This window comes from Micromonospora sp. WMMD708, from assembly GCF_049315245.1.
In the GTDB taxonomy this organism is placed as follows: domain Bacteria; phylum Actinomycetota; class Actinomycetes; order Mycobacteriales; family Micromonosporaceae; genus Micromonospora; species Micromonospora wenchangensis.
Genome location: NZ_CP186060.1, coordinates 3,612,058 through 3,636,256, shown reverse-complemented (window position 1 = coordinate 3,636,256; position 24,199 = coordinate 3,612,058). Strand labels below are relative to the sequence as shown.

Sequence of the window (24,199 nt, the reverse complement as noted above, 5' to 3'; positions counted from 1 at the left end):
GTAAAAGCGAAGGCAATTCAACGAAGATTCGCCGGCGAAGCGAGGAACCACATGACGGAAGTCAAGCTCGACCACCCCGGTGGGCAGCTTTCGATGCCGGTGCAGGGCGCGGTCGAGGGCCCTGCGGGCATCGGGGTCAGCAAGTTGCTCAAGGAAACCGGAATGACAACATACGACCCCGGTTTCGTGAACACCGCCTCCTGCTCTTCCGCGATCACCTACATCGACGGTGACGCGGGCATCCTGAGGTACCGCGGTTACCCGATCGACCAGCTGGCCGAGAAGTCCTCCTTCCTGGAGGTCTCGTACCTGCTCATCTACGGTGAGCTGCCGACCCAGCAGCAGCTGGGCGAGTTCAGCGAGCGGATCCGGCGGCACTCCCTGCTGCACGAGGAGATGCGCCGGTTCTTCGACGGCTTCCCCCGGGACGCCCATCCGATGGCCGTGCTGTCCTCGGCGGTCAGCGCCATCTCCACCTTCTACCAGGACAGCCTGGACCCGTTCGACTCCGAGCACGTGGAGATGTCGACGGTCCGGCTGATGGCGAAGGTCCCCACCATCGCCTCGTACGCCTACAAGAAGTCCATCGGTCAGCCGTTGCTGTACCCGGACAACTCGCTGGGCTACGTGGACAACTTCCTGCGGATGACCTTCGGCGTGCCCGCCGAGCCGTACGAGGTCGACCCGGTGGTGGCCCGGGTGCTGGACATGCTGTTCGTCCTGCACGCCGACCACGAGCAGAACTGCTCGACCTCCACCGTCCGGCTGGTCGGCTCCAGCAACGCCAACCTCTTCGCCTCGGTCTCGGCCGGGGTGAACGCCCTGTTCGGTCCGCTGCACGGCGGGGCGAACCAGGCCGTGCTGGAGATGCTGGAGAAGATCGACGCCGACGGCGGCGACGTCGCGTCCTTCGTCCGCAAGGTCAAGGACAAGCAGGACGGCGTCAAGCTGATGGGCTTCGGCCACCGGGTCTACAAGAACTACGACCCGCGGGCCGCCATCGTCAAGCAGGCCGCCCAGGACGTGCTCAACCGGATGGCCAAGCCGGACCCGCTGCTGGACCTGGCCATGCAGCTGGAGGAGATCGCGCTCGCCGACGACTTCTTCGTGTCCCGCCGGCTCTACCCGAACGTGGACTTCTACACCGGCCTGATCTACAAGGCCATGGGCTTCCCCACCAAGATGTTCACGGTGCTGTTCGCGCTCGGCCGGCTGCCCGGCTGGATCGCCCAGTGGCGCGAGATGATCAGCGACCCGGAGACGAAGATCGGCCGGCCCCGGCAGGTCTACACCGGAGCCCCGGAGCGGGAGTTCACCGCGATCGCGCAGCGCTGACCGACCCGTTCACGCGAAGGCCGCCGACCCCGCACGGGGGTCGGCGGCCTTCGTCGTGGCCGTTGCGGGCTCAGCGCAGGCCGGCGGCGACGAGCAGGTTGCCCGCCGGGATCGGGGCGGTGACCCGGCCGGTGGCCATCCGCTGCTCGGCACGCTGCGCCGTGAACGCGGCATCCCCGGCGATCGCCGACGCGTACGCCGTCGCGGTGCGCGCGGCGATCGCCGACCAGCCGTACTGCTCGTGGACCATGGCGCGGGCCCGGCGGGCGAGCACCCGGGCGCGTTCCCGGTCGGACAGCAGGTCGTGCACGGCCTCGGTGAGGTCGGCCGGGTCCTCCGGGGCGAAGGTCACCCCGGTCACCCCCGGCTCGACGATCTCGGCCAGCCCACCGGTCTCGGCGACCGCGAGCGGCGCGCCGGCCGCGGCCCCCTCCAGGGCGACCATCCCGAACGGCTCGTAGATGCTGGGCACCGCGAAGCAGTCCGAGGCGGCCATCACGGCCGGCAGGTCGGTGCCGCCGAGGAAGCCCGGCATGGCGACCGTGCCGCCCAGCCCGAGCCGGTGCACCTCGGCCTCCAGCTCTGCCCGGTACGGCCCGTCACCGACGATCACGGCGCGCAGGCCGGGGTGCCGCTCGCGCAGCCGGGGCAGGCCGGCGAGCAGGTGCTGGACGCCCTTCTCGTAGACCAGCCGGCCGGCGAAGGTGACCAGCGGCCCGTCCCCGGCGAACCGGGCGCGGGCCGAGGTGACCGCCGAGGCCGGCACCTTCCACCGGTGCGGCTCGACCCCGTTGGGCACCACGTCGACCCGGCCGATCGACACGTCGAACAGCGCGTTGACCTCGTCGCGCATGTACCCGGAGCAGACGATCACCCGGCCGGACTCGGCGGCCAGCCACTGCTCCACCCCGTGGATGGTGCGGTTCATCTCGCCCGGCAGCCAGCCCTGGTGCCGGCCGGCCTCGGTGGCGTGGATGGTGCTGACCAACGGCACGTCCAGGTGGGCGCGCAGCGTCATGGCGGTGTGCGCGACGAGCCAGTCGTGGGCGTGGATCACGTCGTACGTGCCGGACTCGGTGGCCCGCAGCGCGGCCCGGGTCAGGGTGTGGTTGAACGCCATCGTCCAGGCCAGCAACGAGTCGGTGGCCAGCGGGAAGGTCACCGGGTCCTCGGCCGCCCGGATGATCCGCACCCCGTCGGCGTACTCCTCCAGCGGCGCGCCGTCGGTGTGCCGGGTGACCACGGTGACCTCGTGCCCGGCGGCGGCCAGCGCCACCGACAGGGCGTGCACGTGCCGGCCGAGCCCGCCCACCAGCACCGGCGGGTACTCCCAGGACAGCATCAGGATGCGCCGGGTGCGCGGGGGCACGCCGGAGCCGCCGCCCTGCTGGGGGACCGTCGGCCGGGAGGTGGGGGTGGGCCGGCAGTTCCGGTCCACAGCGGTCGCGAACTGGTCGTCGACCCGCAGGGTGGTCACATCGATCTCCGTCCGTGCACACAGGGTCGCGCCGGCAACGATGACGGCGGAAGGGATGGTGGTGGGATGGCCGTGGCCGAGGGTGGACCCACCCGCGCGGGCGCGTCCGCGTCAAGCAAAGGGCATCACGCGGCCCGGCGCATCTCGAAAGGGCCTATCGTGACGGACGACACCCGACGGTGCGTGACCCCTCGGACGGGCGGATGTCGGGCGTCGTCCGAACGGGTGGGTTGGCCGGACCGGCCGCGGGGCATTAGCGGCGTGCGCACCGGCGGTCTCCCGACCCGGCCGGTGTGCTCATGATCATGGGCCTAAGGAGCGACATGCAGGTCTGGCCGGGTGAGAGATACCCCCTCGGCGCCACCTACGACGGGATGGGCACCAACTTCGCGATCTTCTCCGAGGTGGCGGAGAAGATCGAGCTCTGCCTGTTCGACGAGTGGGACATCGGCACCGAGCGCCGGGTGGAGTTGCGCGAGGTCGACGCCTACGTCTGGCACGCCTACATCCCCGGCGTCGAACCCGGCCAGCGCTACGGCTTCCGGGTGCACGGGCCGTGGAACCCGGCCGAGGGGCGACGCTGCAACCCGCACAAGCTGCTGCTCGACCCGTACGCCAAGGCGGTCGACGGGGAGGTCACCTGGGACCCGGCGGTCTACGACTACGAACTGGGCGGCGATCCGGACCGGATGTCGCAGACCGACTCGGCCCCGTTCATGCCCAAGTCGGTGGTGGTGAACCCGTACTTCGACTGGGGCAACGACCGGCCGCCGCGCACCCCGTACCACCATTCGGTGATCTATGAGGCGCACGTGCGCGGGCTGACCATGCGCCACCCCGACATCCCGGAGGAACTGCGCGGCACCTACGCGGCGATCGCCTCCCCGGTGATGATCGACTACTTCCGGCAGCTCGGGGTGACCGCGATCGAGCTGATGCCGGTGCACGAGTTCGTGCACGACCACCGGCTGGCCGACCTGGGCCTGCGCAACTACTGGGGCTACAACAGCATCGGCTTCTTCGCCCCGCACCACGGCTACTCGGCGCTGGGCCGCCTCGGCCAGCAGGTGCAGGAGTTCCGGGGCATGGTCAAGGCGCTGCACGCCGCCGGCATCGAGGTCATCCTCGACGTGGTCTACAACCACACCGCCGAGGGCAACCACCTGGGCCCGACGCTGAGCTTCAAGGGTGTCGACGCCCCCAGCTACTACCGGCTGTCCGAAGAGGACCGACGCTACTTCGTCGACTACACCGGCACCGGCAACAGCCTCAACGTGCGCAGCCCGCACTCCCTTCAACTGATCATGGATTCGCTGCGGTACTGGGTCACCGAGATGCACGTCGACGGGTTCCGCTTCGACCTCGCCGCCACCCTGGCCCGCGAGTTCTACGAGGTCGACCGGCTGTCCACCTTCTTCGAGGTGGTGCAGCAGGACCCGGTGGTCAGCCAGGTGAAGCTGATTGCCGAGCCGTGGGACGTCGGCCCCGGCGGCTACCAGGTCGGCAACTTCCCTCCCCTGTGGACGGAGTGGAACGGCAAGTACCGCGACACGGTGCGGGACTTCTGGCGCGGCGAGCCGGCCACCCTGGCCGAGTTCGCCTCCCGTATCTCCGGCTCGGCGGACCTATACCAGGACGACGGCCGCCGCCCCTTCCACAGCATCAACTTCGTCACCTGCCACGACGGGTTCACCCTCAACGACCTGGTGTCGTACAACGACAAGCACAACGAGGCCAACGGCGAGGAGAACCGCGACGGCGAGGGCCACAACCGGTCCTGGAACTGCGGCGTCGAGGGGGAGACCGACGACCCCGGCGTCACCGCGCTACGGGCCCGGCAACGGCGCAACTTCCTGGCCACCCTGATGCTCTCCCAGGGCGTGCCGATGCTCGGCCACGGCGACGAGCTGGGCCGCACCCAACGCGGCAACAACAACGCCTACTGCCAGGACAGCGAGCTGGCCTGGGTGGACTGGGAGCACGCCGACGACGAGCTGCTCGACTTCGTCCGGCGGCTCACCGACTTCCGCAACCGGCACCAGGTGTTCCGCCGCCGCCGGTTCTTCACCGGCCTGCCGGTGGGGGGCCGCAACGCCGAGGCGGGGCTGCCGGATCTGGCCTGGTACACCCCCGACGGCCGGGAGATGACCGGCGAGGACTGGGGCAACGACTTCGGCCGTTCGGTGGCCCTGTTCGTCAACGGCGACGGCATCCCCGAACGCGGCCAGTACGGTCAGCGGCACCGTGACTCCTCGTTCGTGCTCTGTTTCAACGCCCACGACGCGCCGCTGGACTTCACCCTGCCCGGCGCGGAGTTCGGCCAGCGCTGGGAGCTGGTCATCAGCACCGCGGAACCGCAACCGGAGAAGCCGACGGTGGTCGAGGCGGGCGGCGCGGTCTGCGTGCCGGACCGTTCCCTGGTGGTCCTGGAGAGGACGGTCTGACATGCCCGCACAGCCCCGACCCGACTCGACGGCGACGGTCGGGTCGACCTACCGCGTCCAGGTCCGACCCGGGTTCGACCTCGACACCACCGCCGCGTTGGCCGACTGGCTCGCCGACCTGGGCGTCACCCACCTCTACACCGCGCCACTGCTCACCGCCGCCCCCGGCTCCGCGCACGGCTACGACGTGGTCGACCACCGCGCCGCCAACCCGGAGCTGGGCGGGGAGGCCGGCCGGCAGCGGCTGGTCCGGGCGTTGCGGGCGGTCGGGCTGGGCCTGGTCGTCGACATCGTGCCCAACCACGCCGGGGTCGCCCAGCCGGCGGCGAACCCGGCCTGGTGGGACGTGCTGCGCCGGGGCCGGGCGTCGGCGTACGCCGACTGGTTCGACATCGACTGGGATCGGGGCCGGCTGCTGCTGCCGGTGCTCGCCGACAGCCCCGACGCCGTCGACGACCTCAAGCTGGTCGACGGGGAGCTGCGCTACCACGAGCACCGGTTCCCGGTCGCCGACGGCACCGGCGAGGGCAGCCCCCGCGAGGTGCACGACCGGCAGCACTACGAGCTGGTCTCCTGGCGGCGCGGCGACACCGAGCTGACGTACCGCCGGTTCTTCGCCGTGTCCGACCTGGCCGGGCTGCGGGTGGAGGACCCGGCGGTCTTCGACGCCACCCACGCCGAGGTGCTGCGCTGGGTGGCCGCCGGCGAGGTCGACGGCATCCGGGTCGACCACCCCGACGGCCTGCGCGACCCGGCCGGCTACCTGGCCCGGTTGCGCGCCGCCGCCCCGCACGCCTGGCTGGTGGTGGAGAAGATCCTGGAGTACGGCGAGGAGCTGCCGGACTGGCCGGTCGACGGCACCACCGGCTACGACGCGCTGGCCGCGGTCTGCGGGCTGTTCGTCGACGGGCGCGCCGAGGGCGACTTCACCGCCCTCGACGCCCGGCTCACCGGCCGGCACACCTCCTGGCAGGACCTCACCCACGCCACCAAGCTGGAAGCCGCCACCCGGCTGCTCGCCGCCGAGTTGGGCCGGCTCGCCGCCCTCGCCCCGGACCTCGACCCCGACGCCACCCGGGCGGCCGTGGCGGAGCTGGCCGCCTGCTTCCCGGTCTACCGGGGCTACCCGCCGCACGGGGCCCGGCACCTGGCCGCCGCCCGCGCCGAGGCGGGTCGCCGCCGACCCGACCTCACCGCCACCCTCGACGCGGTGACCGCCCTGCTGCGGCGTCCCGAGCACGAGCTGGCCGCCCGGTTTCCGCAGCTCACCGGCGCGGTGATGGCCAAGGGGGTGGAGGACACCGCCTACTACCGGTGGAGCCGGTTCGTCGCGCTGAACGAGGTCGGCGGCTCACCGGCCCACTTCGGGGTGCCCCCGGCGGAGTTCCACCGGTTCGCCGCCGCCCGGCAGGTCCGTTGGCCGGCGAGCATGACCACGCTGTCGACCCACGACACCAAGCGCGGTGAGGACGTCCGGGCCCGGCTCGCCGTACTCGCCGAACTGCCGGCCCGCTGGGCGGAGCAGGTGGGCGACTGGACGGCCCGGACGCCGCTGGCCGATCCGGCCTTCGCCCACCTGGTGTGGCAGACCGCCGTGGGTGCCTGGCCGATCGAGCGGGAGCGGCTGCACGCGTACGTGGAGAAGGCGGCCCGGGAGGCGTCGGTCTCGACGAGCTGGGCCGACCCCGACCCGGCCTTCGAACGCGACCTGCACGCCCTGGTCGACCGGATGTACGACGACCCGCAACTGCACGCCGAGATCACCGCCTTCGCCGACCGGATCACCCCGGCCGGCTGGTCCAACGCGCTCGGACAGAAGCTGGTGCAGCTCGCCATGCCCGGGGTGCCCGACACCTACCAGGGCACCGAGTTGTGGGAGAACTCCCTGGTCGACCCGGACAACCGCCGCCCGGTCGACTTCGCCGTACGCCGGGAGCTGCTGGCCCGGCTCGACGCCGGCTGGCAGCCGGCGGTGGCCGCCGACGGCGCGGCCAAGCTGCTGGTGGTCTCCCGCACGCTGCGGCTGCGCCGCGACCACCCGGAGCTGTTCGCCGGCTACCGGCCGGTGGCCGCGCACGGCCCGGCCGCCGCGCACGTGGTCGCCTTCGACCGGGGTGGGGCGGTCGCGGTGGCCACCCGGCTGCCGGTGGGGTTGGCCCGCGACGGCGGCTGGCGCGACACCCGCCTGTCGCTGCCCGGCAACAGTGTTACGGACGTGTTCACCGGACAGGTCTACAGTGGGTCTGAGCTGCTCCTTCATGATCTGCTGAACATCTATCCGGTGGCTCTGCTCGCGCCCACCGCCCTGCTGGCTCCCACCGACCCCGTGGAGGCTGCCGCATGACCGAGTTCACCGTCTGGGCGCCCGACGTCGCCCGGCTCCGGCTGCGCCTGCCCGGCGTCGCCGACCACGACATGCGGGCCGGGCCGGACGGGTGGTGGCGGGTCGAGGTGCCCGATGCCGGCCCCGGCACCGACTACGCGTTCCTGCTGGACGACGAGGACACCCCGCTGCCCGACCCGCGCTCGGCGTGGCAGCCGGCCGGGGTGCACGGGCCGAGCCGACGCTACGACCACGCCGCCTTCGACTGGACCGACCAGGGCTGGACCGGCCGGCAACTGCCCGGCAGCATCCTCTACGAGCTGCACATCGGCACGTTCACCCCCCAGGGCACCTTCGACGCGGCGATCGACCGCCTCGACCACCTGGTCGACCTCGGCGTCGACCTGATCGAGCTGCTCCCGGTCAACGCCTTCAACGGCGAGCACAACTGGGGCTACGACGGGGTGTGCTGGTTCGCCCCGCACGAACCCTACGGCGGGCCGGACGGGCTGAAACGGCTCGTCGACGCCGCCCACGCCAAGGGCCTGGGGGTGATCCTCGACGTCGTCTACAACCATTTCGGGCCCTCCGGGGCCTACGCGCCGAGCTTCGCGCCCTACCTGAGCGAGCAGAGCAACCCGTGGGGTCGCACGGTCAACCTGGACGGCCCGCACTCCGACGGGGTACGCCGCTACATCATCGACTCGGTGCTGATGTGGCTGCGCGACTACCACGTCGACGGCCTGCGGCTCGACGCCGTGCACGCGATGCCCGACTCCCGGGCCACCCACCTGCTGGAACAGATGGCGGTCGAGGTGGAGTCGCTCGCCACCCACCTGGGCCGGCCACTGTCGCTGATCGCCGAGTCCGACCTCAACGACCCCCGGCTGATCACCGCCCGGGAGGCCGGCGGGTACGGCCTGCACGCGCAGTGGAACGACGACGCCCACCACGCCCTGCACACCCTGCTCACCGGGGAACGGCAGGGCTACTACGGCGACTTCGGCTCGCTGGAGTGCCTGACCGACGTGCTGACCGGGGCGTTCTTCCACGCCGGCACCTGGTCCAGCTTCCGCAACCGCACCCACGGCCGCCCGGTGGACCGGCACACCGTCCCCGGCCACCGGTTCGTGGCCTACCTGCAAAATCATGACCAGGTCGGCAACCGTGCCACCGGCGACCGGATCTCCGCCGGGTTGTCGCCCGCGCTGCTGCGGGTCGGGGCGATGCTGCTGCTGACCGCGCCGTTCACCCCGATGCTGTTCATGGGGGAGGAGTGGGCGGCGAGCACCCCGTGGCAGTTCTTCACCAGCCACCCCGAGCCGGAGCTGGCGGCGGCGGTGGCCACCGGCCGGCGGCGGGAGTTCGCCGCGCACGGTTGGCCGCCCGGTGAGGTGCCCGACCCGCAGGATCCGCAGACCTTCCTGCGGTCCCGGCTCGACTGGGCCGAGCTGGACAAACCCGAACACCGCGAGATGTACGAGTTCTACCGGCGGCTGATCGCGCTGCGCAAGAGCCGGGCCGACCTGTCCGACCCCCGTCTGCACCGGATGGAGGTGCGCCACGGCGACCAGTTCCTGGTGGTCCGCCGGGGCGGGTGCCTGGTGGTGGCGAACCTCGCCGGCCGGCCGCAGCGGGTCACCCTGCCCGGGGTGGCCCGTCGGGTGTTGCTCACCACCGGGGAGGGCGTCACCGTGATGCGCGACCGGGTGGAGTTGCCGGCGGAGACGGCGGCGATCGTGGCGCTCTGAGGCAGTGGCGGTTTTGCGGCCCGGTCCCGTGTCGGGCGCGCGTGGTGTTCGGCCTGGTGTCCGGGCCGGCCTCGCGACGGGCCGCTGCCGCTGCGGCGGCGGGGAGCGCCGGGGCCTGTCCGGCGACCGGTCGTCACGCTGGGTGACGGGCGCGGCGGACCGTAATACGGGTGGGAGGGGTATTCCTGTCAGGCATATTTATGCCTGTGTGTCATAAGCCCGAGTGCAAACATGTACTCCCCGGGCCCGACCCACGCTGGGCGACGAGCACCGCAACCTAGACGGTCCGCTCAGGACCCTTCGAACAGCTTGCCGGTCACGTATGTGCCCTTGCCTTGTCGCCCCTGAAGCTCCCCGGTGATCTGGAGATGCTCGATCGCCCGGCGCACCGTGCCGATGGAGCAGTCGTACTGCTGGGCGAGTTCAGGCAGTGAGGGGAGCTTGTCTCCCTCCTTCAGCTGCCCCGAGGCGATCGACTTCCGGATGTCGTTGATGACCACCCGGAAGGTCGGGACGTAGCCGTTCACGAGCGATCGACGACGTAGGTGCCACGACCGGTAAAGGTCACCACCAGTCCTCGGTCGCGCAACAGCCTGATGGCGGCCCGTACGGTCCCCCTGCTGACGCCGTACTCCTGTTGAAGGTGACTTTCGCTGGGAAGCGGCTGGCGGGGCTTGAGTCTGCCCGCGTCGATCTCCTTGGTGAGGAGGTCTGCGAGCTGAACGTAGAACGCCACCGGAGACATCTCGTCAACCATGCGCGGACCTTATGGATAGCCAGCCCGATCATGAGCGTCAAGTACGGGCAACCCGTATAGAACAGGCTGTACAGGTAGGACAGGATGGATTACCCTGGGTGAGTCTCCGTAAACCTGCGCGAGGGAGTGGTATGCCCCGGTGGAAGTGGTATCAGCGTTCGGCGGGTTCGAGTGGGGAAGACGCCAGCCGGGCGGATCGCGGCGAGCAGATCGATGCGGCTGAGCGGGATGCGGCCCGGCGTCGACTGCTCGCGCAGGCCGAGGCGGAGCGGATACCCGTGGCGGACACGACGCGTGCCGTGTCGGATCGGCGGTGGCGGCGTGGGCGGTGACGACCTTCCGGTCGGGCGACGGGTGGCGCGCTGGCGGGTGCGCCGTCGGATGAGCCAACAGGTCTTCGCCGACCGGCTCGGCAAGTCGAAGAGTTGGGTGGACAAGGTCGAACGGGGGGTCCGCACGCTGGACCGGTACTCGGTGATCCAGGAGATCGCCGAGGTGCTGCGGATCGATCCGGCGCTCCTGCTCGGCACCCAGCTGCCGTCGTCAGATCGCACCGGCGCGCTGGATGGGGTGGACGGGCTGCGCGCCGCCCTCGCCCGCTACGACCCCACTGCGGCGGCGGTGTCGTCGGCGGAACTGGAACGGCACGTCGCGCACGCCTGGTTGACCTACCAGCACGCCCACTACGCACAGGTGGTGCGGGCACTGCCGGGGTTGCTCGACGCCGCCCGCAGCCGGCACGCGACAGTGCCCGAGGGGGCGGCGGAACTGCTGGTGCGGACGTACCGGCTCTCCTCGTCGGTGCTGGTGAAACTCGGTGAGGCCGACCTCGGGTGGTTGGCCGCCGACCGGGCGGTCGCCGTGGCCGGTGACGATCCGGCACTGGCGGGGACGGCGGCGGTGGCGGTGGGGCAGGCGCTGCGCGCGCTGGGCCGTGGGCGGCTGGCGCTCGCGGTGACGGTGGCGGCTGCGCGCCGGGTCGCCCCGAGGCCGGTACGCGACGCCCCGCCGGTGCGGCAGGCCCTCTGCGGAACGTTGCTGATCGAGGCCGCACTGGCCGCCGCCGAGCACGGTGACCCCCGTCGGGCCGACGAGTTGATTGACCTGGCTGCCGGTATCGCCGTCCGGGTCGGGGCCGGCGACGATCGCCGACGAGGCGGTCCACCGGCATGAACAGGTGGTCCGTCGGGAGGGTTGGCGGCGCCTGCCGGCCGAGTACCGCGCCGCCTACCTGGTCGACGCCGCGCGGGCGTACCTCCAGGTCGGCGACCTGTTCGGGGCCGGTCGGGTGCTGATCGACGCGGACGGCATCGCGCCGGCCGAGGTGCGGTGCCGGCCGGTGGGCCGTACGGTGATCGCCGAGCTGGCCCGGGGGCGGCCGACGACGGCCGGCGTCGCGCGACTGGCCACGCTGGTCGGCCTCACCACCCGGTGACCGGGCTGCCTGTGGGTGGCCCGGCCGGTCCGACCGGCCGGGCCACCCGACGGATACCGGCGGTTACAGGGTGACCTGCCGGCCGCCGAGGGTCACCACGAGCCGTCCGTCGGCGGCGAAGGACCACCCGATGGCCCCGGTGTACGACGCGCAGCGGGAGCCGTTGCTGCCGTTCCAGAACTGGTTGGAGCTGTCGCTGTTGCCGACGATCTTGTCGTTGGACCCGCTGCCGCTACGGCACGAGGTGTTGTTCCGGAACACCGAGCTGCCGCCGTCGAACGAGAAGTTGCGCTCGGTGTTGTCGATGCCGAGGTTGTTCGAGACGGTCATGGTGCCGAGGTTGCGGTTGTAGGTGAAACCGTGCTTGCCGTTGCGGAAGGCGATGTTGCGCCGGACGATGTGGTTGACCCCGATGTCCTCGCCGCCGAGCTTGTAGCCGTTGCGGTCACCGTTGCCGTTCTGGGTGCCGTTGCTGAGCGTGCCGTTGTTGTAGGCCAGGGAGTCCTCGATGGTCACCGGGCCGATCGGGCCGGTGTCGGTTTTGGTGTAGAGGTCCCACCCGTCGTCGATGTTGTTGTGGGACACCGCGTACCGGAAGACGTTGCCGGTGCCGACGGTGAGCTTCGCGGCGAAGCCGTCGGCGTCCTCACCGTCGGAGTCGGCGTTGTCGTGTGACTCGGCGCTGAGCACCAGGTTGTTCGCCGGCCACTGGTCGCGGGGGGTGCTGGAGGCGATCCGGGAGAGCTGTAGCCCGCTGTCGCGGTTGAACCGGGTCACCGTGCGCTCGATGATGTTGTTGCTGCCGCCGACGAAGATGCCGTTGTCGCCGGCCCGCTCCACGATCAGGCCCTGGACGTGCCAGTACGACCCGTTGAGGGCGAGCCCCCGGTTGGCCGGGTCCTCGCTCATCGCCGAGAAGTTCAGCACCGGCCTCTCACCCGGGTAGGCGAACAGCTTCTTGCGGGCGTTGGCGGTGCCGTTGTTGCCCGGCTCGATGGTGACGGTCTGCGCGAGCTGGTAGGTTCCGGCCCGCACGTAGATCGTCCCGCCGGCGGGGATGCGGGTGACGGCGGAGGCGAGGGTGGTCGGGTTCGCCTGGGTGCCGGCCGCGCCGGCGCTGCCGTTGGTCGCCACGTACAGGGTGCTGCCGCCCGGCGGCGGGGTCGTGGGTGGCGGGGTGGTCGGCGGGGGCGTGGTGGGCGGCGGGGTGGTCGGTGGTGGGGTGGTCGGGGGTGGGGTGGTGGGCGGTGCCGTGGTCGGGGGCGCGGTGGTCGGAGGCGCGGTGGGGCCGCCGCAGGCCACCCCGTTGACCGCGAAGCCCGTCGGGGTCGGGTTGCTGCCGGTCCAGGTGCCATTGAAGCCGAACGTGACCGTACCGTTGGTGCCGACGGCGCCGTTGTAGTCGGCGTTCGCCGCGCTGACGGTGCTGCCACTCTGGCTGAACGTGGCGTTCCAACCCTGGTCGACGCGCTGCCCGGCGGTGAACGACCAGGTGGCCGCCCAGGAGCTGATCGGGTCGCCGAGGTTGGTGAGGGTGACGCTCGCGGTGAAGCCGCCGGACCACTGGCTGGCCACCGTGTAGTCGACCCGGCAGCCGGCGGCGGCCTGGGCCGCGTTCGCGGTGACCACCGCGCCGGCCGTGGCGAGCGCCGTCGCGGCGACCGCGGAGATCCACCACGCCGTACGGCGCTGGCGAAGGATCATGGTTCTCTCCTGTGGATGTGGTGAGGGAGCCCGCGCGCAGGATCGGCGGCACCGGTGCCCGGCGGGGGCGGGGCGGGCGGGCCCGCCCTTCAGGCCCGTCACGGGAGGGACCACTCGCGCCGGACCAGCCCGGATCGTCGGACGCGAGGTGTTTCCGTCGGGACGACCGGGGCCGTCCCAAGGCGCTGACCAGTCGATTCGAAGAGGTAAGCGCTTTCCGTCCCACGGTACTGACCGTTCTCGATGCCGTCAATCGGGCGACGGTCCGCCTCCACCCTGGGGAGGAGGCGACCTCCGACCGGGGGCCGCGACCGGGGCTCCCGGTCGGACGCGGTCGGGCCGCCGGCCGACGAACGTCTACAGGCATGACCGATGTGATGTCCCGGGCGGCCCGACGGCACCGCCCCCTGGTTCTGCTCACCGCCGCGATGGCGGTGCTCGCCGTGGTCGCGGCCGTCGGCGTGGCCGCCGACCCCAGGGTGCTCACCGGGGTGCCGATCTGGCTCAAGCCGTTCAAGTTCTCGGTGTCCTTCGTGCTCTACGGGGCCACCCTCGCCTGGATGCTGGCCCAACTGCCCCGCCGCAGCCGGGTCGGGGAGTGGGCGGCCGGCGTGGTGGTGGCGACGTCCCTGATCGAGATGGTGGTGATCGTCGGGCAGGTGCTGCGCGGCACGACCAGCCACTACAACGAGACCAGCCCGCTCAACGCCGCGCTGTGGCAGGTGATGGGAGCGGCCGTCATGGTGCTGTTCGTCGCGCACGTCGTCGTCGCCGTCACCCTGCTGGTACGGCGGGCCGGGGACCGGGCCACCCGGTGGGCGATGGGGTTCGGGCTCGGCCTGTCCGCGCTGGGCATGCTGGTGGCGGTGCCGATGACCCAGCCCGGCCAGGCGCCGGCCGCCGCCGGGATCACCGGCGCGCACAGCGTCGGGGTGCCCGACGGCGGGCCGGGGCTGCCGGTCCTCGGCTGGAGCACCACCGGGGGCGACCTGCGGATCGGGCACTTCGTCGGGCTGCACGCCCTGCAGGCGCTGCCGATCCTGGCCTTCCTGCTGCGCCGCTACCTGGGCGGTCGGCTCGACGAGCGGGACCGGGTCCGCCTGCTGGCCGTCGCGGGCACCGGGTACGGCGTACTCACGCTGTTGTTGACCTGGCAGGCGCTGCGCGGGCAGCCGCTGCTGAGGCCGGACCTGACCACGCTGGCCGCGCTGGCCGCCCTGGTGGCCGCGACCGTGCTCGCCGTGACGGTGGTGGTGTCCCGGCGGCGTCGCCCGGAACTGGCGCTGGCCGCGTGACCTCCACCCGTCCGGCGGGTCCTGCGCCGGCACCCGGGTCCGTAGGCTGATCGGCGTGGGCTGGCTGGGGCGGCTGTTCGACACGCGGGACACGCTGGTGCGGATGGTCCTGCTCGACGCCAGCGGCCTGTGCTACCTGCTCTTCGGCACCAAGACCGGTCAGCCGCCGACGGGCCGGCAGTGGGCGCTCGCGGTGGCCGCCTTCGCCGTCGCGCTGCTGGCCCACCGCCGGCCGCTGCTCAACCTGACGGCGCAGACCGCGCTGCTGGTGGCGGCGATCGTCGTCCTCGACGACACCACGATCAACCAGGTCGGGGCGAGCTGGCTGCTGCTCGAGGTGACCATGCGGTCCCGGCGTCCCCGCACCGGCTGGTGGGCTGCCGTGGGGTTGACCGTGGTCGCGGCGTTCGACCCGTCCGGGCACACCGGCCGGGGGGTCGTCGGCACGGTGTTCGGGCTGCTGGTGGACGTGGGCCTGCCCCTGCTGATCGGCACCGTGGTGCGGACCAACCGGGAACTCGGCCGGCAGGCCGAGGAACGGGCCCGGGCCGAGCACCTGCACCGCGAGTCGGAGCAGCGGGCGGCGCGGGCCGACGAACGCAGCGCCATCGCCCGGGAGTTGCACGACGTGGTGGCCCACCACGTGGCCTCGATGGTGCTGCGCGTGGGCGTCGCCCGGCACGTCCTCACCGACCTCGACCCCCGGGTCGGTGCCGTCTTCGACGACGTGCACGCCACCGGGACGGCGGCGCTGGCGGACCTGCGCGGGCTGGTCGCGGTGCTGCGGGATCCCGAGGTGGCGCACGGCGACGCGACGTTGACCGCGATCGAGCCGTCGGCGCTGCCGGCCGCGCTCGGGGCGGCGGTCGACCGGGCCCGGCAGGCCGGGGTGACGGTGGAGGCGGACGTCGCCCCGGCGGTGGGCGCCCTCGACGCGGTACGTGGACTGGCGGTGCTGCGGTTGACCCAGGAGGCGCTGACCAACGTGGTGAAGCACGCCGGAACGTCCGCGCGGGCGCGGCTGACCGTGGCGGTGGTCGACGATGCCGTGCACTGGGAGGTGGCCGACGACGGGCGGGGCTGGGCACCGGCGGCGGTGCCACCCGGCGGGGGACACGGCCTCACCGGCATGCGGGAACGGGTCGAGGTGCTCGGCGGGCGGCTGGACGCCGGCCCCGCCGGTACCGGGTGGCGGGTCCGCACGGTGCTGCCCGCCGTGGCACCGACCGACGCCGGCCCGCCCCCGACCACCGGCCCACCCCCGGGCGGTACGACCACCCCGCCGCCCGGTTCGGGCGGCCCGTATGCGGCGCGGCTGTCGTGATCCGGGTGCTGCTGGTCGACGACCAGCACCTCATCCGCGCGGGCCTGCGCATGCTCTGTGACGCGCAGCCGGACATCGAGGTGATCGGGGAGGCCGACAACGGCCGCGACGCGGTCACCCTGGCCGCCCGGCTCGTCCCCGACGTGGTGGTGATGGACCTGCGGATGCCCGGTGTGGACGGGATCACCGCGACCGGCCGCATCCTCGCCGACCGGCCGGCGACGCGGGTGCTGGTGCTGACCACGTTCGGTGACGACGACCACCTCTATCCCGCGCTCACCGCCGGGGCCTGCGGGTTCCTGCTCAAGGACGCCCCGCCCGGCGACCTGGTCGACGGGGTGCGCCGGGCCGCCGCCGGGGGCAGCCCGTTCAGCGAGGAGGTACTGCAGCGGCTGGTCCGGCGGGCGGTGCACGCCCGCGCCGAGCCGCCCCGGCCGGTGGCCGGGCTGACCGCCCGCGAACAGGACGTGCTCACCCTGGTGGCCGAGGGGCTGTCGAACACCGAGATCGCCGACCGGCTGCACATCGGCGTGACCACGGTCAAGACCCACATCACCAGCCTGATGACCAAGACGGACAGCCCGAACCGGGTACGCCTGGCGCTGTTCGCCCGGGGCGGCTGACCGCGCCGTCCCCGACGGAGGGCTCGGGTGGGAGGTCGGATGACGGTCGGGTCAGCCGGTCACCCGGGCGACGAACGCGGCGACGTTCGTCGTCAGCCGCTGGACCTTCTCCGCCGTGGTGAGCGACTCCTGCATCCGGGCGCCGGGGCCGGGGTCCTTGCGTCCGCGCACGTAGAGCGGGCAGGCGAGGTCGGTGCACAGGTAGGTGCCCACCGAGTTGCCCTGCTGTCCCGCCTTGCCGGCCCTCGGCGCGACCATCAGGCTGACGCCACCGGCGGGGGAGGTCAGGCAGATCGCGCACAGGCCGCGCGGTGGCTGCCGGGTGGTCGGGGTGGGGCAGCGCAGCACCAGCGCGGTCCGCCGGCCGTCCACCTCGGTGACCAGGTAGGCGCGGTCGGGGGCGCGGGGGTCCCGCCAGCCGAGGTAGTCCAGCTCGGGCCAGGGGCGGTCGGCCAGGTCGCGGGGGACGTACAGCCGCCTGCTCTCGCCCTTGGTGCAGTTGACGAACGCGGAACGGATCTCCTGCTCGGTGAGTGGTTCCATGACGGCAACGGTAATTTGCCTAAAAGCTTTAGGCAAACGCATAATGAGTTATGGCACGTGCGGGCTTGACCACCGACCGTCTCACCCGGGCCGGCGCGGAGCTGGCCGACGAGGTCGGCTTCGACCGGGTGACCCTCTCGGCGCTCGCCCGGCGCTTCGACGTGCAGGTCGCGAGCCTCTACGCGCACGTGCGCAACTCCGCCGACCTGCGGACCCGGATCGCCCTGCTCGCCCTCGACGAACTGGCCGTCCGGGCCGCCGACGCGCTCGCCGGTCGGGCCGGCCGGGACGCGCTGGCCGCCCTCGGCGGCGTCTACCGCGACTACGCCCGCGAGCATCCGGGCCGGTGGGCCGCCGCCCAGCTCAGGCTCGACCCGGCCACCGCCGCCGCCAGCGCCGGCGGTCGGCACGCCGAGCTGACCCGGGCCATCCTGCGCGGCTACGACCTGGGCGAACCCGACCAGACCCATGCGGTACGGCTGCTCGGCAGCGTCTTCAACGGCTACGTCAACCTCGAACTGGGCGGCAGCTTCGACCACAGCGCCCCCGATACCGGGCAGAGCTGGACCAAGGTGCTCGACGCCCTCGACGCCCTGCTGCGCCACTGGCCGACGCCCTGACCGCCGTCGCCACCACGCCCGCCCGGGTCGGGCATGGTGGCGTCAGCGTGGGCGGCGGGCGACCCGGACGCCGATGGCGATCGCGGCGATGACCAGCAGGCCGCCCAGGAACTGGAGCCCGGGGGAGTCGTCGGACTCGCCGAGCACGATGCCGGCCACCCCGGCGGCCAGGAGCACGGCGGCGGGGAGGGCGAGCAGATACCTCACGGCGTCGGCTCCCCGTCGTCGACGAATTCGAGCAGGTCGCCCGGCTGGCACCCGAGCACCCGGCAGATCGCCTCCAGGGTGCTGAACCGCACCGCCTTGGCCCGGCCGTTCTTCAGCACGGCCACGTTCGCCGGGGTCAGCCCGACCCGCTCGGCGAACTCACCGACGCTCATCTTGCGTTTGGCCAGCTCGACGTCGATGCGTACGACGATGGGCATCAGATCACCGCTTCCATGTCGGAGCGCAGCGTGGTGGCCTGGCGCAGCAGCGCCCGCATCACCACCATCAGCAGTCCGAGCACGGTGGCCCCGACGGACAGCAGGAACAGCAGCATCGGCAGGCCGGGGTCGTCGGCGTGGAACCCGACGTAGCCGAACACGCCCACCAGCGTCAGCCAACCGGCGGCGATCGCCCAGACGATGGCGTCCACCCAGACCAGCGCGGGTTCGCTGAAGATCCGGTCGTCGCGGACCAGGGTGAGCAGCCGCCAGGTGGCGACGATCACCACCTGGACGCAGAGCACCCAGAACACCGTCACGGCGGTGGCCGGCCAGCGCAGGTACGCCTGCTCGGGCGACTCCCGGGCCAGGTGGGCGAACTGGCCGGGCAGCGACATGGTCTGGAACAGCACCAGCACCGCGAACAGGACCACGAGAAAGACTCTGAGGGCGGTGACCGCCCAACGTGCCGTCGTCATGTATCGACTATCGCTCACAACCTATCGAAAGTCAATCGGTTACCGGCCACTCGTGGACCGGCAGGTTGCTGTGCATCAGCTCGACGTACTGGCGGACCACCTCCCGCAACGCCTCCGGCCGGTCGAGATGGTCGGCTGACTCCAGCCGGTGCAACGTCGCCACCTGCCAGCTCGCACCGTTGCGCCCGGTCAGGCAGCGCTGCTCGATGATGCCCAGCAGCCGGTCCCGTTCGGCCGGGTCCACCCCCCACCGGTCCAACCCCTGGTGGGCCAACGGCAGCAGGCGGCGCAGCACCAGCTCGGTCGCCGGCAGGTAGCCCAGCCCCGGCCAGTACACCTGCGCGTCGATGCCGTGCCGGGCTCCGCTGGTGAAGTTCTCCTCCGCCGCGCTGAACGACATCTGCGACCACAGTGGCCGGTCCGACTCGGCCAGCGCCCGGACCAGCCCGAAATAGAACGCGCCGTTGGCGATCGTGTCCACCACCGTCGGCCCGGCCGGCAGCACCCGGTTCTCCACCCGCAGGTGCGGGCGGCCCTTCCACACGTCGTACACCGGCCGGTTCCAGCGGTAGATGGTGCCGTTGTGCAACCGCAGCTCGGCCAGCCTCGGCACGCCACCGGCGGCCAGCGTCTGCGCCGGGTCCTCCGGGTCGCACACCGGCAGCAGCGCCGGGAAGTACCGCACGTTCTCCTCGAACAGGTCGAACACGCTGGTGATCCAGCGCTCCCCGAACCAGACCCGCGGGCGTACCCCCTGGGCCTTGATCTCCTCCGATCGGGTGTCGGTGGCCTGCTGGAACAGCGGCACCCGGGTCTCGCGCCACAGCTCCCGGCCGAAGAACAACGGCGAGTTCGCGCCCAGCGCCACCTGGATTCCGGCGACCGCCTGGGCGGCGTTCCAGTAGCCGGCGAAGTCGGCCGGGCTGACCTGGAGGTGGAACTGGGTGCTGGTGCAGGCCGCCTCCGGGGTGATGGTGTCGGCCGTGGTCGCCAGCCGCTCCACCCCGCTGATCGCGATCCGCAGGTCCTCGCCCCGGGCGGCGAAGATCTGCTCGTTGAGCAGCGCGTAGCGCGGGTTCGCCGACAACGCCCCGGCGGTCAGGTGCCCCGGCTCCAGGGTGGGCAGGATGCCGATCATCACCATGTGGGCGTCGACCGTGCGGGCCTTCTCCTCCGCGGCGTTCAGGCTGGCCCGTACGTGGGACTCGAACTCGGCCGTGCCGGTGCCCACGAGCCGCCGGGGCGCGACGTTGATCTCCACGTTGAACTGGCCCAGCTCGGTCTGGAAACTGGGATCGGCGACGGCGGCGAGCACGTCGGCGTTGCGCATCGTCGGCCGGGAGTCGTCGTCGACCAGGTTCAGCTCGATCTCCAGGCCGGTCATCGGCCGCTCCACGTCGAACCGGGACTCCCGCAGCATCTCGGCGAAGACGTCCAGACACCGGCGGACCTTCTCCCGGTAGCGGGCCCGGTCCTCCCGACTGAACGTGTGCGCTCCGACTTCCTCGCCCATGGCCACCGCCCTGTCACCGTTGGTCCCCGACAAACCTCGCACGTCCCCGGCGAACCGGGAAGACCCGAAGGACCCCTTACGTACCCACCGGCGCCCCGGGTGATCCCCGTCGCCCGCCACCCGTCGCGGGCCGTGCGGCGACGGCGGCTGGATAGCATGGCGCGATGCGCGAGAAGACGACCCGGCTGTTCGTGGCGGCGGCGATCGCCGAGGCCTGCTCCTGGCTGGCCCTGCTGGTCGGCATGGCGGTCAAGTACGGCCCGCCGGGCAACGAGATCGGCGTGCAGGTCTTCGGGCCGGTCCACGGTGCGCTCTTCGTCGCGTACGGCCTGCTGGTGCTCGCCGTGGCCCGGCTGCACCGGTGGTCGCCCGGGGTCACCTTCGTGGCCCTGGTCTGCGCGGTCCCGCCGTTCGCCACCCTGCTCTTCGAGCGCTGGGCGGCCCGCCGGGGCCTGCTGCGCACCACCGCCCCGCAGCGCCCGCTCACCCCGGTCGGCTGAGCGCCCCGGGTGGCCCACGGCCGCCCGCCGCCGGCCCGGCCCCGGACCGTCGGGTCGGGCGGCGGCCGGTCGGGTGGCGTCAGGTGAGGACCACGGCGGCGGCGACCAGCAGCACCAGCACCGCGCCCAGCACCGCCTGGATCAGCAGCGGCGGGCCCAGGTGGCTCCACACCGTGGCGGTACGCGGGGTGAGCACCTGCGCGGTGGTCAGGTTGACGATCCGCTCGATGCGCGGCGGCAGGTCGACGTCCTGCGGGCGCAGGGTGAGCTGCACCCAGTCCGACGGGTGCACGGCACTCTGCGGCAGGTGCCCGTGCAGCTCCACCTCGTAGAGCAGGCCGTTGTCGTCGCGCAGCCGGACCGGGGTGACCAGGAACTCCGGCCCCTTCTTCAGGTCCTTCCACGTGCGGCGGGTGCCGCCGCCGGCCTGCGAGAGCGCCGCGCGCACCAGCATCACCAGCAGCCCCGCCACACTCGCCGCGGTCAGCACCGCCACCAGCACCGGCTGGCCGATCCTGACCTCGCGGGTGTAGCCGTCCATGAACCGGACCACCCGCCCGGTGAATATCCGCTGCGTGGGGCGTATCACCCGATTGCGGAGATCGCTGTCCATGTTCACCACCGAGAGTCCCGTTCCGTTCACTGATGGTATCCGTCTTCCGGGTCGAATGACATGAATGAACCGGCGGTCACGTGACCCGGCCCGGTCGAGGTGACATCCCGGGCGGCGCGGGTAAGCGGGCGGCCGAGCCGGAAAGGGGTCGAGCATGCAGCTGTCCTTCCTGCACCAGCTCTACGACCGTCCCGGGCCGTGGTGCTCGGTCTACCTGGACGCCTCCCGGGACACCCAGGACGCGCGCCCGGCGCTGGACCTGCGCTGGCGGGCCCTGGCCGGGCAACTCGCCGCCGACGGCGCGGACGAGCCGACCATCGCGGCGCTGGACCGGGTGGTGCGCGGCCACGACCCGCTGCCGGGCGACTACGGACTCGCCGCGTTCGCCAACCGGGGCCGGGTGGTGCTCTCCGAGTACCTCGCCGCGCCACCCCTGCGGGACCTGGCCGCGTACGCCCCGCTGCCGCACGTCATGCCGTTGCTCGCCCAGCGCGGGGAACAGGTCGCCTGGGTCCGGGTGCTCGCCGACCGGACCGGCGCGGACGCGGTCGCGGTCAGCGCCGGCGGGGTGCCCCGACGGGCCCACGTCACCGGCCGGCAGAGCTACCCGCTGCGCCGGGTGCAGCCCGGCGGCTGGTCCCAGTCCCGCTACCAGCGGGCCGCGATGGAGGCCTGGCACCACAACGCCGGGGACGCCGCCGCGGCCACCGCCGAACTGGCCGACCGGGTCGGCGCGGACGTCGTCGTGGTCGCCGGGGACGTCCGGGCCACCGGGATGATCGCCGCCCAGCTACCCGCCCGCTGGCAGGACGTGGTGGTCCGCACCGACGCCGGCTCCCGGGCCGGCGGCGCCGACCCGGCGGCGATGGACGACGTCACCGTGCAGACCATCGCCGAGGTCGCCGACCAGCACGTCACCGCCACGCTGGACCGGTTCGGCACCCAGGAGGACGTGGGCGCCGGGCTGGACGCCGTGGTGGCCGCCCTGCAACGCAACCAGGTCGACACCATGCTGCTGGTCGACGACCCGTCGGCCGTCGGCGAGCTGTGGATCGGACCCCGGGCCACCGACATCGCCACCGCACCCGACCAACTCGCCGCCGTGTCCGACCCGCAACGGGTCCGGGCCGACGCGGCCCTGGTCCGGGCGCTCGTCGGCACCGACGCCGACCTGACCGTCCTCGGCCCCGACGAGGCCCCCGGGCTGGCCGACGGCGTCGGCGCGGTGCTGCGCTACGTCGACCCGGCCACCCCGGGACGCGACCATGGCTGACCGCACGGTCGCGCACCTGGTGGTGGACCGGCTGCGGGCCTGGCGGGTGCCCCGCGCCTTCGGCTGCCCGGGGGAGGCGATCGCCCCCGTGGTCGGGGCGCTGGACGCGGCGGGCGGGGACCCGGAGTTCGTCCCCGCCCGGCACGAGGAGAGCGCCGCCTTCATGGCCACCGGGCACGCCAAGTTCACCGGCGGCATCGGGGTCTGCCTGGCCACCCAGGGCCCCAGCGCGGTGCACCTGCTCAACGGCCTGTACGACGCGAAGCTGGACAGCAAACCGGTGGTGGCGATCGTCGGCGAGGACGTCACCGGTCCGCTCGGCGAAGTGCACGAGGAGATCGGGCTGACCCGGCTCTTCGGCGACGTGTGCCATCAGTTCGTCCGCTACGGGCGTACCCCGGAGCAGGTGCCGGCCCTGCTCGACCAGGCGTTCCGGACCGCCGCGGCCACCCGCAGCCCGACCTGCGTGGTGCTGCCCCGGGCGTTGCAGGAGGCCGTCGTGCCGCAGCTGCAACCGCACGCGGCCGGGGTGCTCACCGCGACGCCCGGCGAACCGCTGGCCCGGGTGCTGCCGCACCAGGCGGACCTGGACGCCGCCGCGGCGCTGCTCACCGTCGGCCAGCGGGTGGCGATCCTGGTCGGGCAGGGCGGTAGGGGCGCGGCGGAGCAGATCGTGGCGCTGGCCGACCGGCTGGGTGCCGGGGTGGCCGCCTCGCTGCTGGGCAAGCCGGTGCTCGACGAGCGGCTGCCGTTCCACACCGGGGTGCTCGGTGAGGTCGGCTCCACGGCCGCCGCGCAGCTCATGGGCGGCGCGGACACCCTGCTGATGGTGGGCACGAACGACCCGTGGACCGACTACCTCCCGATGCCCGGCCAGGCCCGCACCATCCAGATCGACATCGACGGGCGACGCATCGGCACCCGGTACCCGGTGGACGTGCCGCTGGTCGGTGACGCCACCGAGACCCTGCGCGCGCTGCTGGGCCAGGTCGCCGACCGCCCCGACCGGCAGTGGCGGGCCACCGTCGAGGGCGCCGTCGACAGGTGGCGCACGGAGGCCGCCGCGCACGCCGCCGCACCGGGCGAACCGGTCAACCCGCAACTGGTCCTGCGGGAACTGTCCGCCCGGCTGCCGCACGCCGCGTCGGTCGCCGTCGACGTCGGTTCGGTGCTCTCCTGGTACGCCCGCCACCTGCAACTGCCGCCCGGGGTCGACGCGCAGCTCTGCGGTGCCCTCGGCTCACTCGGCTGCGCCCTGCCGTACGCGCTCGCCGCGAAGCTCGCCCGCCCGGACGTCCCGGTGCTCGCCCTGCTCGGCGACGCCGCGATGCAGCTCAACGGGCTCGCCGAACTGATCACCGTGGCCCACCGTTGGCAGGACTGGGCCGATCCCCGGCTGGTGGTGCTGGTGCTCAACAACCGGGACCACTCCGGGCTCGGTGACGGCCGCTGGATGCCGGGGGTGCCCGGTCGCCGGGCCGACGTGCCGTACGCCGGCTGGGCCCGGCTGCTCGGCCTGCACGGCGTCCGGGTGGACCGGCCGGAGCTGGTCGGCGCCGCCTGGGACGAGGCGCTGGCCGCCGACCGGCCGTGCGTGCTGGAGGCGGTGGTGGACCCGGCGGTGGCCCCGACCGCGCCGGAGCCGGCCCTGGCCGACCTGCGGAGTCTCTTCGCCGACGGGGACGCCACCCGACGCATCCGGGACCGGATGATGGCGGCCGAGCGGCAGATCGTCGAGGCCGAGGATCTCGTTTAGCCTGCGGCG

General features: G+C 72.7%; 23 protein-coding genes. 13 read left to right on the top strand and 10 right to left on the bottom strand.

Annotation, left to right across the window (positions count from 1 at the left end):
• Positions 1-51 precede the first annotated feature (51 nt).
• Positions 52-1,335 (top strand): citrate synthase, encoded by a 1,284-nt coding sequence (locus ACN260_RS16110; RefSeq protein ID WP_422751888.1) that lies wholly within the window; start codon positions 52-54, stop codon positions 1,333-1,335.
• A 70-nt stretch (positions 1,336-1,405) separates the two neighbouring features.
• On the opposite strand, the gene ACN260_RS16105 is transcribed toward ACN260_RS16110, so the two are convergent.
• Positions 1,406-2,812 (bottom strand): glycosyltransferase family 4 protein, encoded by a 1,407-nt coding sequence (locus ACN260_RS16105; RefSeq protein WP_422751887.1) that lies wholly within the window; start codon positions 2,810-2,812, stop codon positions 1,406-1,408.
• Between the two features lie 323 nt (positions 2,813-3,135).
• Here ACN260_RS16105 and glgX point away from each other — a divergent pair, with 323 nt between their 5' ends.
• From glgX to treZ, 3 genes are read left to right on the top strand one after another with little or no spacing between them, the layout of a single operon-like run.
• The gene (glgX, locus tag ACN260_RS16100; RefSeq protein ID WP_422751886.1) at positions 3,136-5,256 is read left to right on the top strand and encodes a glycogen debranching protein GlgX; all 2,121 of its coding nucleotides are present in this window, start codon (positions 3,136-3,138) and stop codon (positions 5,254-5,256) included.
• 1 nt (position 5,257) lies between these two features.
• Complete coding sequence (gene treY, locus ACN260_RS16095) at positions 5,258-7,600, top strand: malto-oligosyltrehalose synthase (protein ID WP_422751885.1); 2,343 nt, start codon at positions 5,258-5,260, stop codon at positions 7,598-7,600.
• Entirely contained in the window at positions 7,597-9,330 is a 1,734-nt protein-coding gene (gene treZ / locus ACN260_RS16090) for a malto-oligosyltrehalose trehalohydrolase (protein ID WP_422751884.1), read from the top strand. The genes treY and treZ overlap by 4 nt, the downstream gene beginning before the upstream one ends.
• Positions 9,331-9,620: 290 nt before the next feature.
• Here treZ and ACN260_RS16085 read toward each other — a convergent pair whose 3' ends face one another.
• Together ACN260_RS16085 and ACN260_RS16080 are read right to left on the bottom strand one after the other, a co-directional pair.
• Positions 9,621-9,857 carry a GntR family transcriptional regulator gene (locus ACN260_RS16085; RefSeq protein WP_204924556.1) on the bottom strand — a complete coding sequence of 79 codons (237 nt, stop codon included), beginning with the start codon at positions 9,855-9,857 and terminating at the stop codon, positions 9,621-9,623.
• Complete coding sequence (locus tag ACN260_RS16080) at positions 9,854-10,087, bottom strand: winged helix-turn-helix domain-containing protein (RefSeq protein WP_204924555.1); 234 nt, start codon at positions 10,085-10,087, stop codon at positions 9,854-9,856. The genes ACN260_RS16085 and ACN260_RS16080 overlap by 4 nt, the downstream gene beginning before the upstream one ends.
• A gap of 321 nt (positions 10,088-10,408) precedes the next feature.
• Between ACN260_RS16080 and ACN260_RS16075 the strand changes: the two genes are divergently transcribed.
• Both ACN260_RS16075 and ACN260_RS16070 read left to right on the top strand, forming a co-directional pair.
• On the top strand, positions 10,409-11,260 hold the full coding sequence (locus ACN260_RS16075; protein ID WP_422751883.1) for a helix-turn-helix domain-containing protein: 852 nt from the start codon (positions 10,409-10,411) through the stop codon (positions 11,258-11,260).
• Between the two features lie 4 nt (positions 11,261-11,264).
• The gene (locus ACN260_RS16070) at positions 11,265-11,522 is read left to right on the top strand and encodes a hypothetical protein (protein ID WP_422751882.1); all 258 of its coding nucleotides are present in this window, start codon (positions 11,265-11,267) and stop codon (positions 11,520-11,522) included.
• Positions 11,523-11,585: 63 nt separating this feature from the next.
• On the opposite strand, the gene ACN260_RS16065 is transcribed toward ACN260_RS16070, so the two are convergent.
• Positions 11,586-13,226, bottom strand: coding sequence for a cellulose-binding domain-containing protein (locus ACN260_RS16065; protein WP_422751881.1), 1,641 nt, complete (start codon positions 13,224-13,226; stop codon positions 11,586-11,588).
• 365 nt (positions 13,227-13,591) lie between these two features.
• On the opposite strand from ACN260_RS16065, the gene ACN260_RS16060 reads away from it, so the two are divergent.
• Genes ACN260_RS16060 through ACN260_RS16050 form a run of 3 tightly spaced genes read left to right on the top strand, consistent with a single transcriptional unit; the run spans position 13,592 to position 16,468 of the window.
• The gene (locus ACN260_RS16060) at positions 13,592-14,521 is read left to right on the top strand and encodes a hypothetical protein (protein ID WP_422751880.1); all 930 of its coding nucleotides are present in this window, start codon (positions 13,592-13,594) and stop codon (positions 14,519-14,521) included.
• 55 nt (positions 14,522-14,576) lie between these two features.
• Positions 14,577-15,845 (top strand): sensor histidine kinase, encoded by a 1,269-nt coding sequence (locus ACN260_RS16055; protein ID WP_422751879.1) that lies wholly within the window; start codon positions 14,577-14,579, stop codon positions 15,843-15,845.
• On the top strand, positions 15,842-16,468 hold the full coding sequence (locus ACN260_RS16050; protein ID WP_422751878.1) for a response regulator: 627 nt from the start codon (positions 15,842-15,844) through the stop codon (positions 16,466-16,468). The genes ACN260_RS16055 and ACN260_RS16050 overlap by 4 nt, the downstream gene beginning before the upstream one ends.
• Positions 16,469-16,519: 51 nt before the next feature.
• On the opposite strand, the gene ACN260_RS16045 is transcribed toward ACN260_RS16050, so the two are convergent.
• Positions 16,520-17,011, bottom strand: coding sequence for an FBP domain-containing protein (locus tag ACN260_RS16045; RefSeq protein WP_204924549.1), 492 nt, complete (start codon positions 17,009-17,011; stop codon positions 16,520-16,522).
• A gap of 65 nt (positions 17,012-17,076) precedes the next feature.
• On the opposite strand from ACN260_RS16045, the gene ACN260_RS16040 reads away from it, so the two are divergent.
• Entirely contained in the window at positions 17,077-17,631 is a 555-nt protein-coding gene (locus ACN260_RS16040) for a TetR/AcrR family transcriptional regulator (RefSeq protein WP_422751877.1), read from the top strand.
• A gap of 42 nt (positions 17,632-17,673) precedes the next feature.
• Here the strand turns inward: ACN260_RS16040 and ACN260_RS16035 are convergent, their stop codons facing one another.
• Genes ACN260_RS16035 through ACN260_RS16020 form a run of 4 tightly spaced genes read right to left on the bottom strand, consistent with a single transcriptional unit; the run spans position 17,674 to position 20,048 of the window.
• On the bottom strand, positions 17,674-17,838 hold the full coding sequence (locus ACN260_RS16035) for a hypothetical protein (RefSeq protein ID WP_422751876.1): 165 nt from the start codon (positions 17,836-17,838) through the stop codon (positions 17,674-17,676).
• Positions 17,835-18,056, bottom strand: coding sequence for a helix-turn-helix domain-containing protein (locus tag ACN260_RS16030; protein WP_422751875.1), 222 nt, complete (start codon positions 18,054-18,056; stop codon positions 17,835-17,837). Before ACN260_RS16030 ends, ACN260_RS16035 begins: the two co-directional genes overlap by 4 nt.
• Positions 18,056-18,535: a DUF2975 domain-containing protein gene (locus tag ACN260_RS16025; protein ID WP_357760160.1), complete on the bottom strand. Its 480-nt coding sequence runs from the start codon at positions 18,533-18,535 to the stop codon at positions 18,056-18,058. The genes ACN260_RS16030 and ACN260_RS16025 overlap by 1 nt, the downstream gene beginning before the upstream one ends.
• Positions 18,536-18,566: 31 nt before the next feature.
• Complete coding sequence (locus tag ACN260_RS16020; protein WP_422751874.1) at positions 18,567-20,048, bottom strand: glutamate--cysteine ligase; 1,482 nt, start codon at positions 20,046-20,048, stop codon at positions 18,567-18,569.
• 164 nt (positions 20,049-20,212) lie between these two features.
• On the opposite strand from ACN260_RS16020, the gene ACN260_RS16015 reads away from it, so the two are divergent.
• Positions 20,213-20,548: a DUF3817 domain-containing protein gene (locus ACN260_RS16015; RefSeq protein ID WP_422751873.1), complete on the top strand. Its 336-nt coding sequence runs from the start codon at positions 20,213-20,215 to the stop codon at positions 20,546-20,548.
• Positions 20,549-20,627: 79 nt separating this feature from the next.
• On the opposite strand, the gene ACN260_RS16010 is transcribed toward ACN260_RS16015, so the two are convergent.
• A complete protein-coding gene (locus tag ACN260_RS16010; RefSeq protein ID WP_422756735.1) occupies positions 20,628-21,170 on the bottom strand; it encodes a hypothetical protein in 543 nt (180 codons plus the stop codon).
• Positions 21,171-21,315: 145 nt separating this feature from the next.
• Here ACN260_RS16010 and ACN260_RS16005 point away from each other — a divergent pair, with 145 nt between their 5' ends.
• Together ACN260_RS16005 and ACN260_RS16000 are read left to right on the top strand one after the other, a co-directional pair.
• Positions 21,316-22,434, top strand: coding sequence for a Vms1/Ankzf1 family peptidyl-tRNA hydrolase (locus ACN260_RS16005; RefSeq protein WP_422751872.1), 1,119 nt, complete (start codon positions 21,316-21,318; stop codon positions 22,432-22,434).
• On the top strand, positions 22,427-24,190 hold the full coding sequence (locus ACN260_RS16000) for a thiamine pyrophosphate-binding protein (RefSeq protein WP_422751871.1): 1,764 nt from the start codon (positions 22,427-22,429) through the stop codon (positions 24,188-24,190). The genes ACN260_RS16005 and ACN260_RS16000 overlap by 8 nt, the downstream gene beginning before the upstream one ends.
• The last annotated feature ends 9 nt before the right edge of the window (positions 24,191-24,199 follow it).

What these genes read in the sequence shown, in the direction of transcription:
- ACN260_RS16005 (WP_422751872.1), top strand. Translation starts at nt 21,316, where the DNA reads ATGCAGCTGTCCTTCCTGCACCAGCTCTACGACCGTCCCGGGCCGTGG.
- ACN260_RS16045 (WP_204924549.1), bottom strand. Translation starts at nt 17,011, where the DNA reads ATGGAACCACTCACCGAGCAGGAGATCCGTTCCGCGTTCGTCAACTGC.
- glgX (WP_422751886.1), top strand. Translation starts at nt 3,136, where the DNA reads ATGCAGGTCTGGCCGGGTGAGAGATACCCCCTCGGCGCCACCTACGAC.
- ACN260_RS16025 (WP_357760160.1), bottom strand. Translation starts at nt 18,535, where the DNA reads ATGACGACGGCACGTTGGGCGGTCACCGCCCTCAGAGTCTTTCTCGTG.
- ACN260_RS16015 (WP_422751873.1), top strand. Translation starts at nt 20,213, where the DNA reads ATGCGCGAGAAGACGACCCGGCTGTTCGTGGCGGCGGCGATCGCCGAG.
- ACN260_RS16030 (WP_422751875.1), bottom strand. Translation starts at nt 18,056, where the DNA reads ATGCCCATCGTCGTACGCATCGACGTCGAGCTGGCCAAACGCAAGATG.
- ACN260_RS16000 (WP_422751871.1), top strand. Translation starts at nt 22,427, where the DNA reads ATGGCTGACCGCACGGTCGCGCACCTGGTGGTGGACCGGCTGCGGGCC.
- ACN260_RS16065 (WP_422751881.1), bottom strand. Translation starts at nt 13,226, where the DNA reads ATGATCCTTCGCCAGCGCCGTACGGCGTGGTGGATCTCCGCGGTCGCC.
- ACN260_RS16060 (WP_422751880.1), top strand. Translation starts at nt 13,592, where the DNA reads ATGACCGATGTGATGTCCCGGGCGGCCCGACGGCACCGCCCCCTGGTT.
- treZ (WP_422751884.1), top strand. Translation starts at nt 7,597, where the DNA reads ATGACCGAGTTCACCGTCTGGGCGCCCGACGTCGCCCGGCTCCGGCTG.
- ACN260_RS16080 (WP_204924555.1), bottom strand. Translation starts at nt 10,087, where the DNA reads ATGGTTGACGAGATGTCTCCGGTGGCGTTCTACGTTCAGCTCGCAGAC.
- treY (WP_422751885.1), top strand. Translation starts at nt 5,258, where the DNA reads ATGCCCGCACAGCCCCGACCCGACTCGACGGCGACGGTCGGGTCGACC.
- ACN260_RS16110 (WP_422751888.1), top strand. Translation starts at nt 52, where the DNA reads ATGACGGAAGTCAAGCTCGACCACCCCGGTGGGCAGCTTTCGATGCCG.
- ACN260_RS16020 (WP_422751874.1), bottom strand. Translation starts at nt 20,048, where the DNA reads ATGGGCGAGGAAGTCGGAGCGCACACGTTCAGTCGGGAGGACCGGGCC.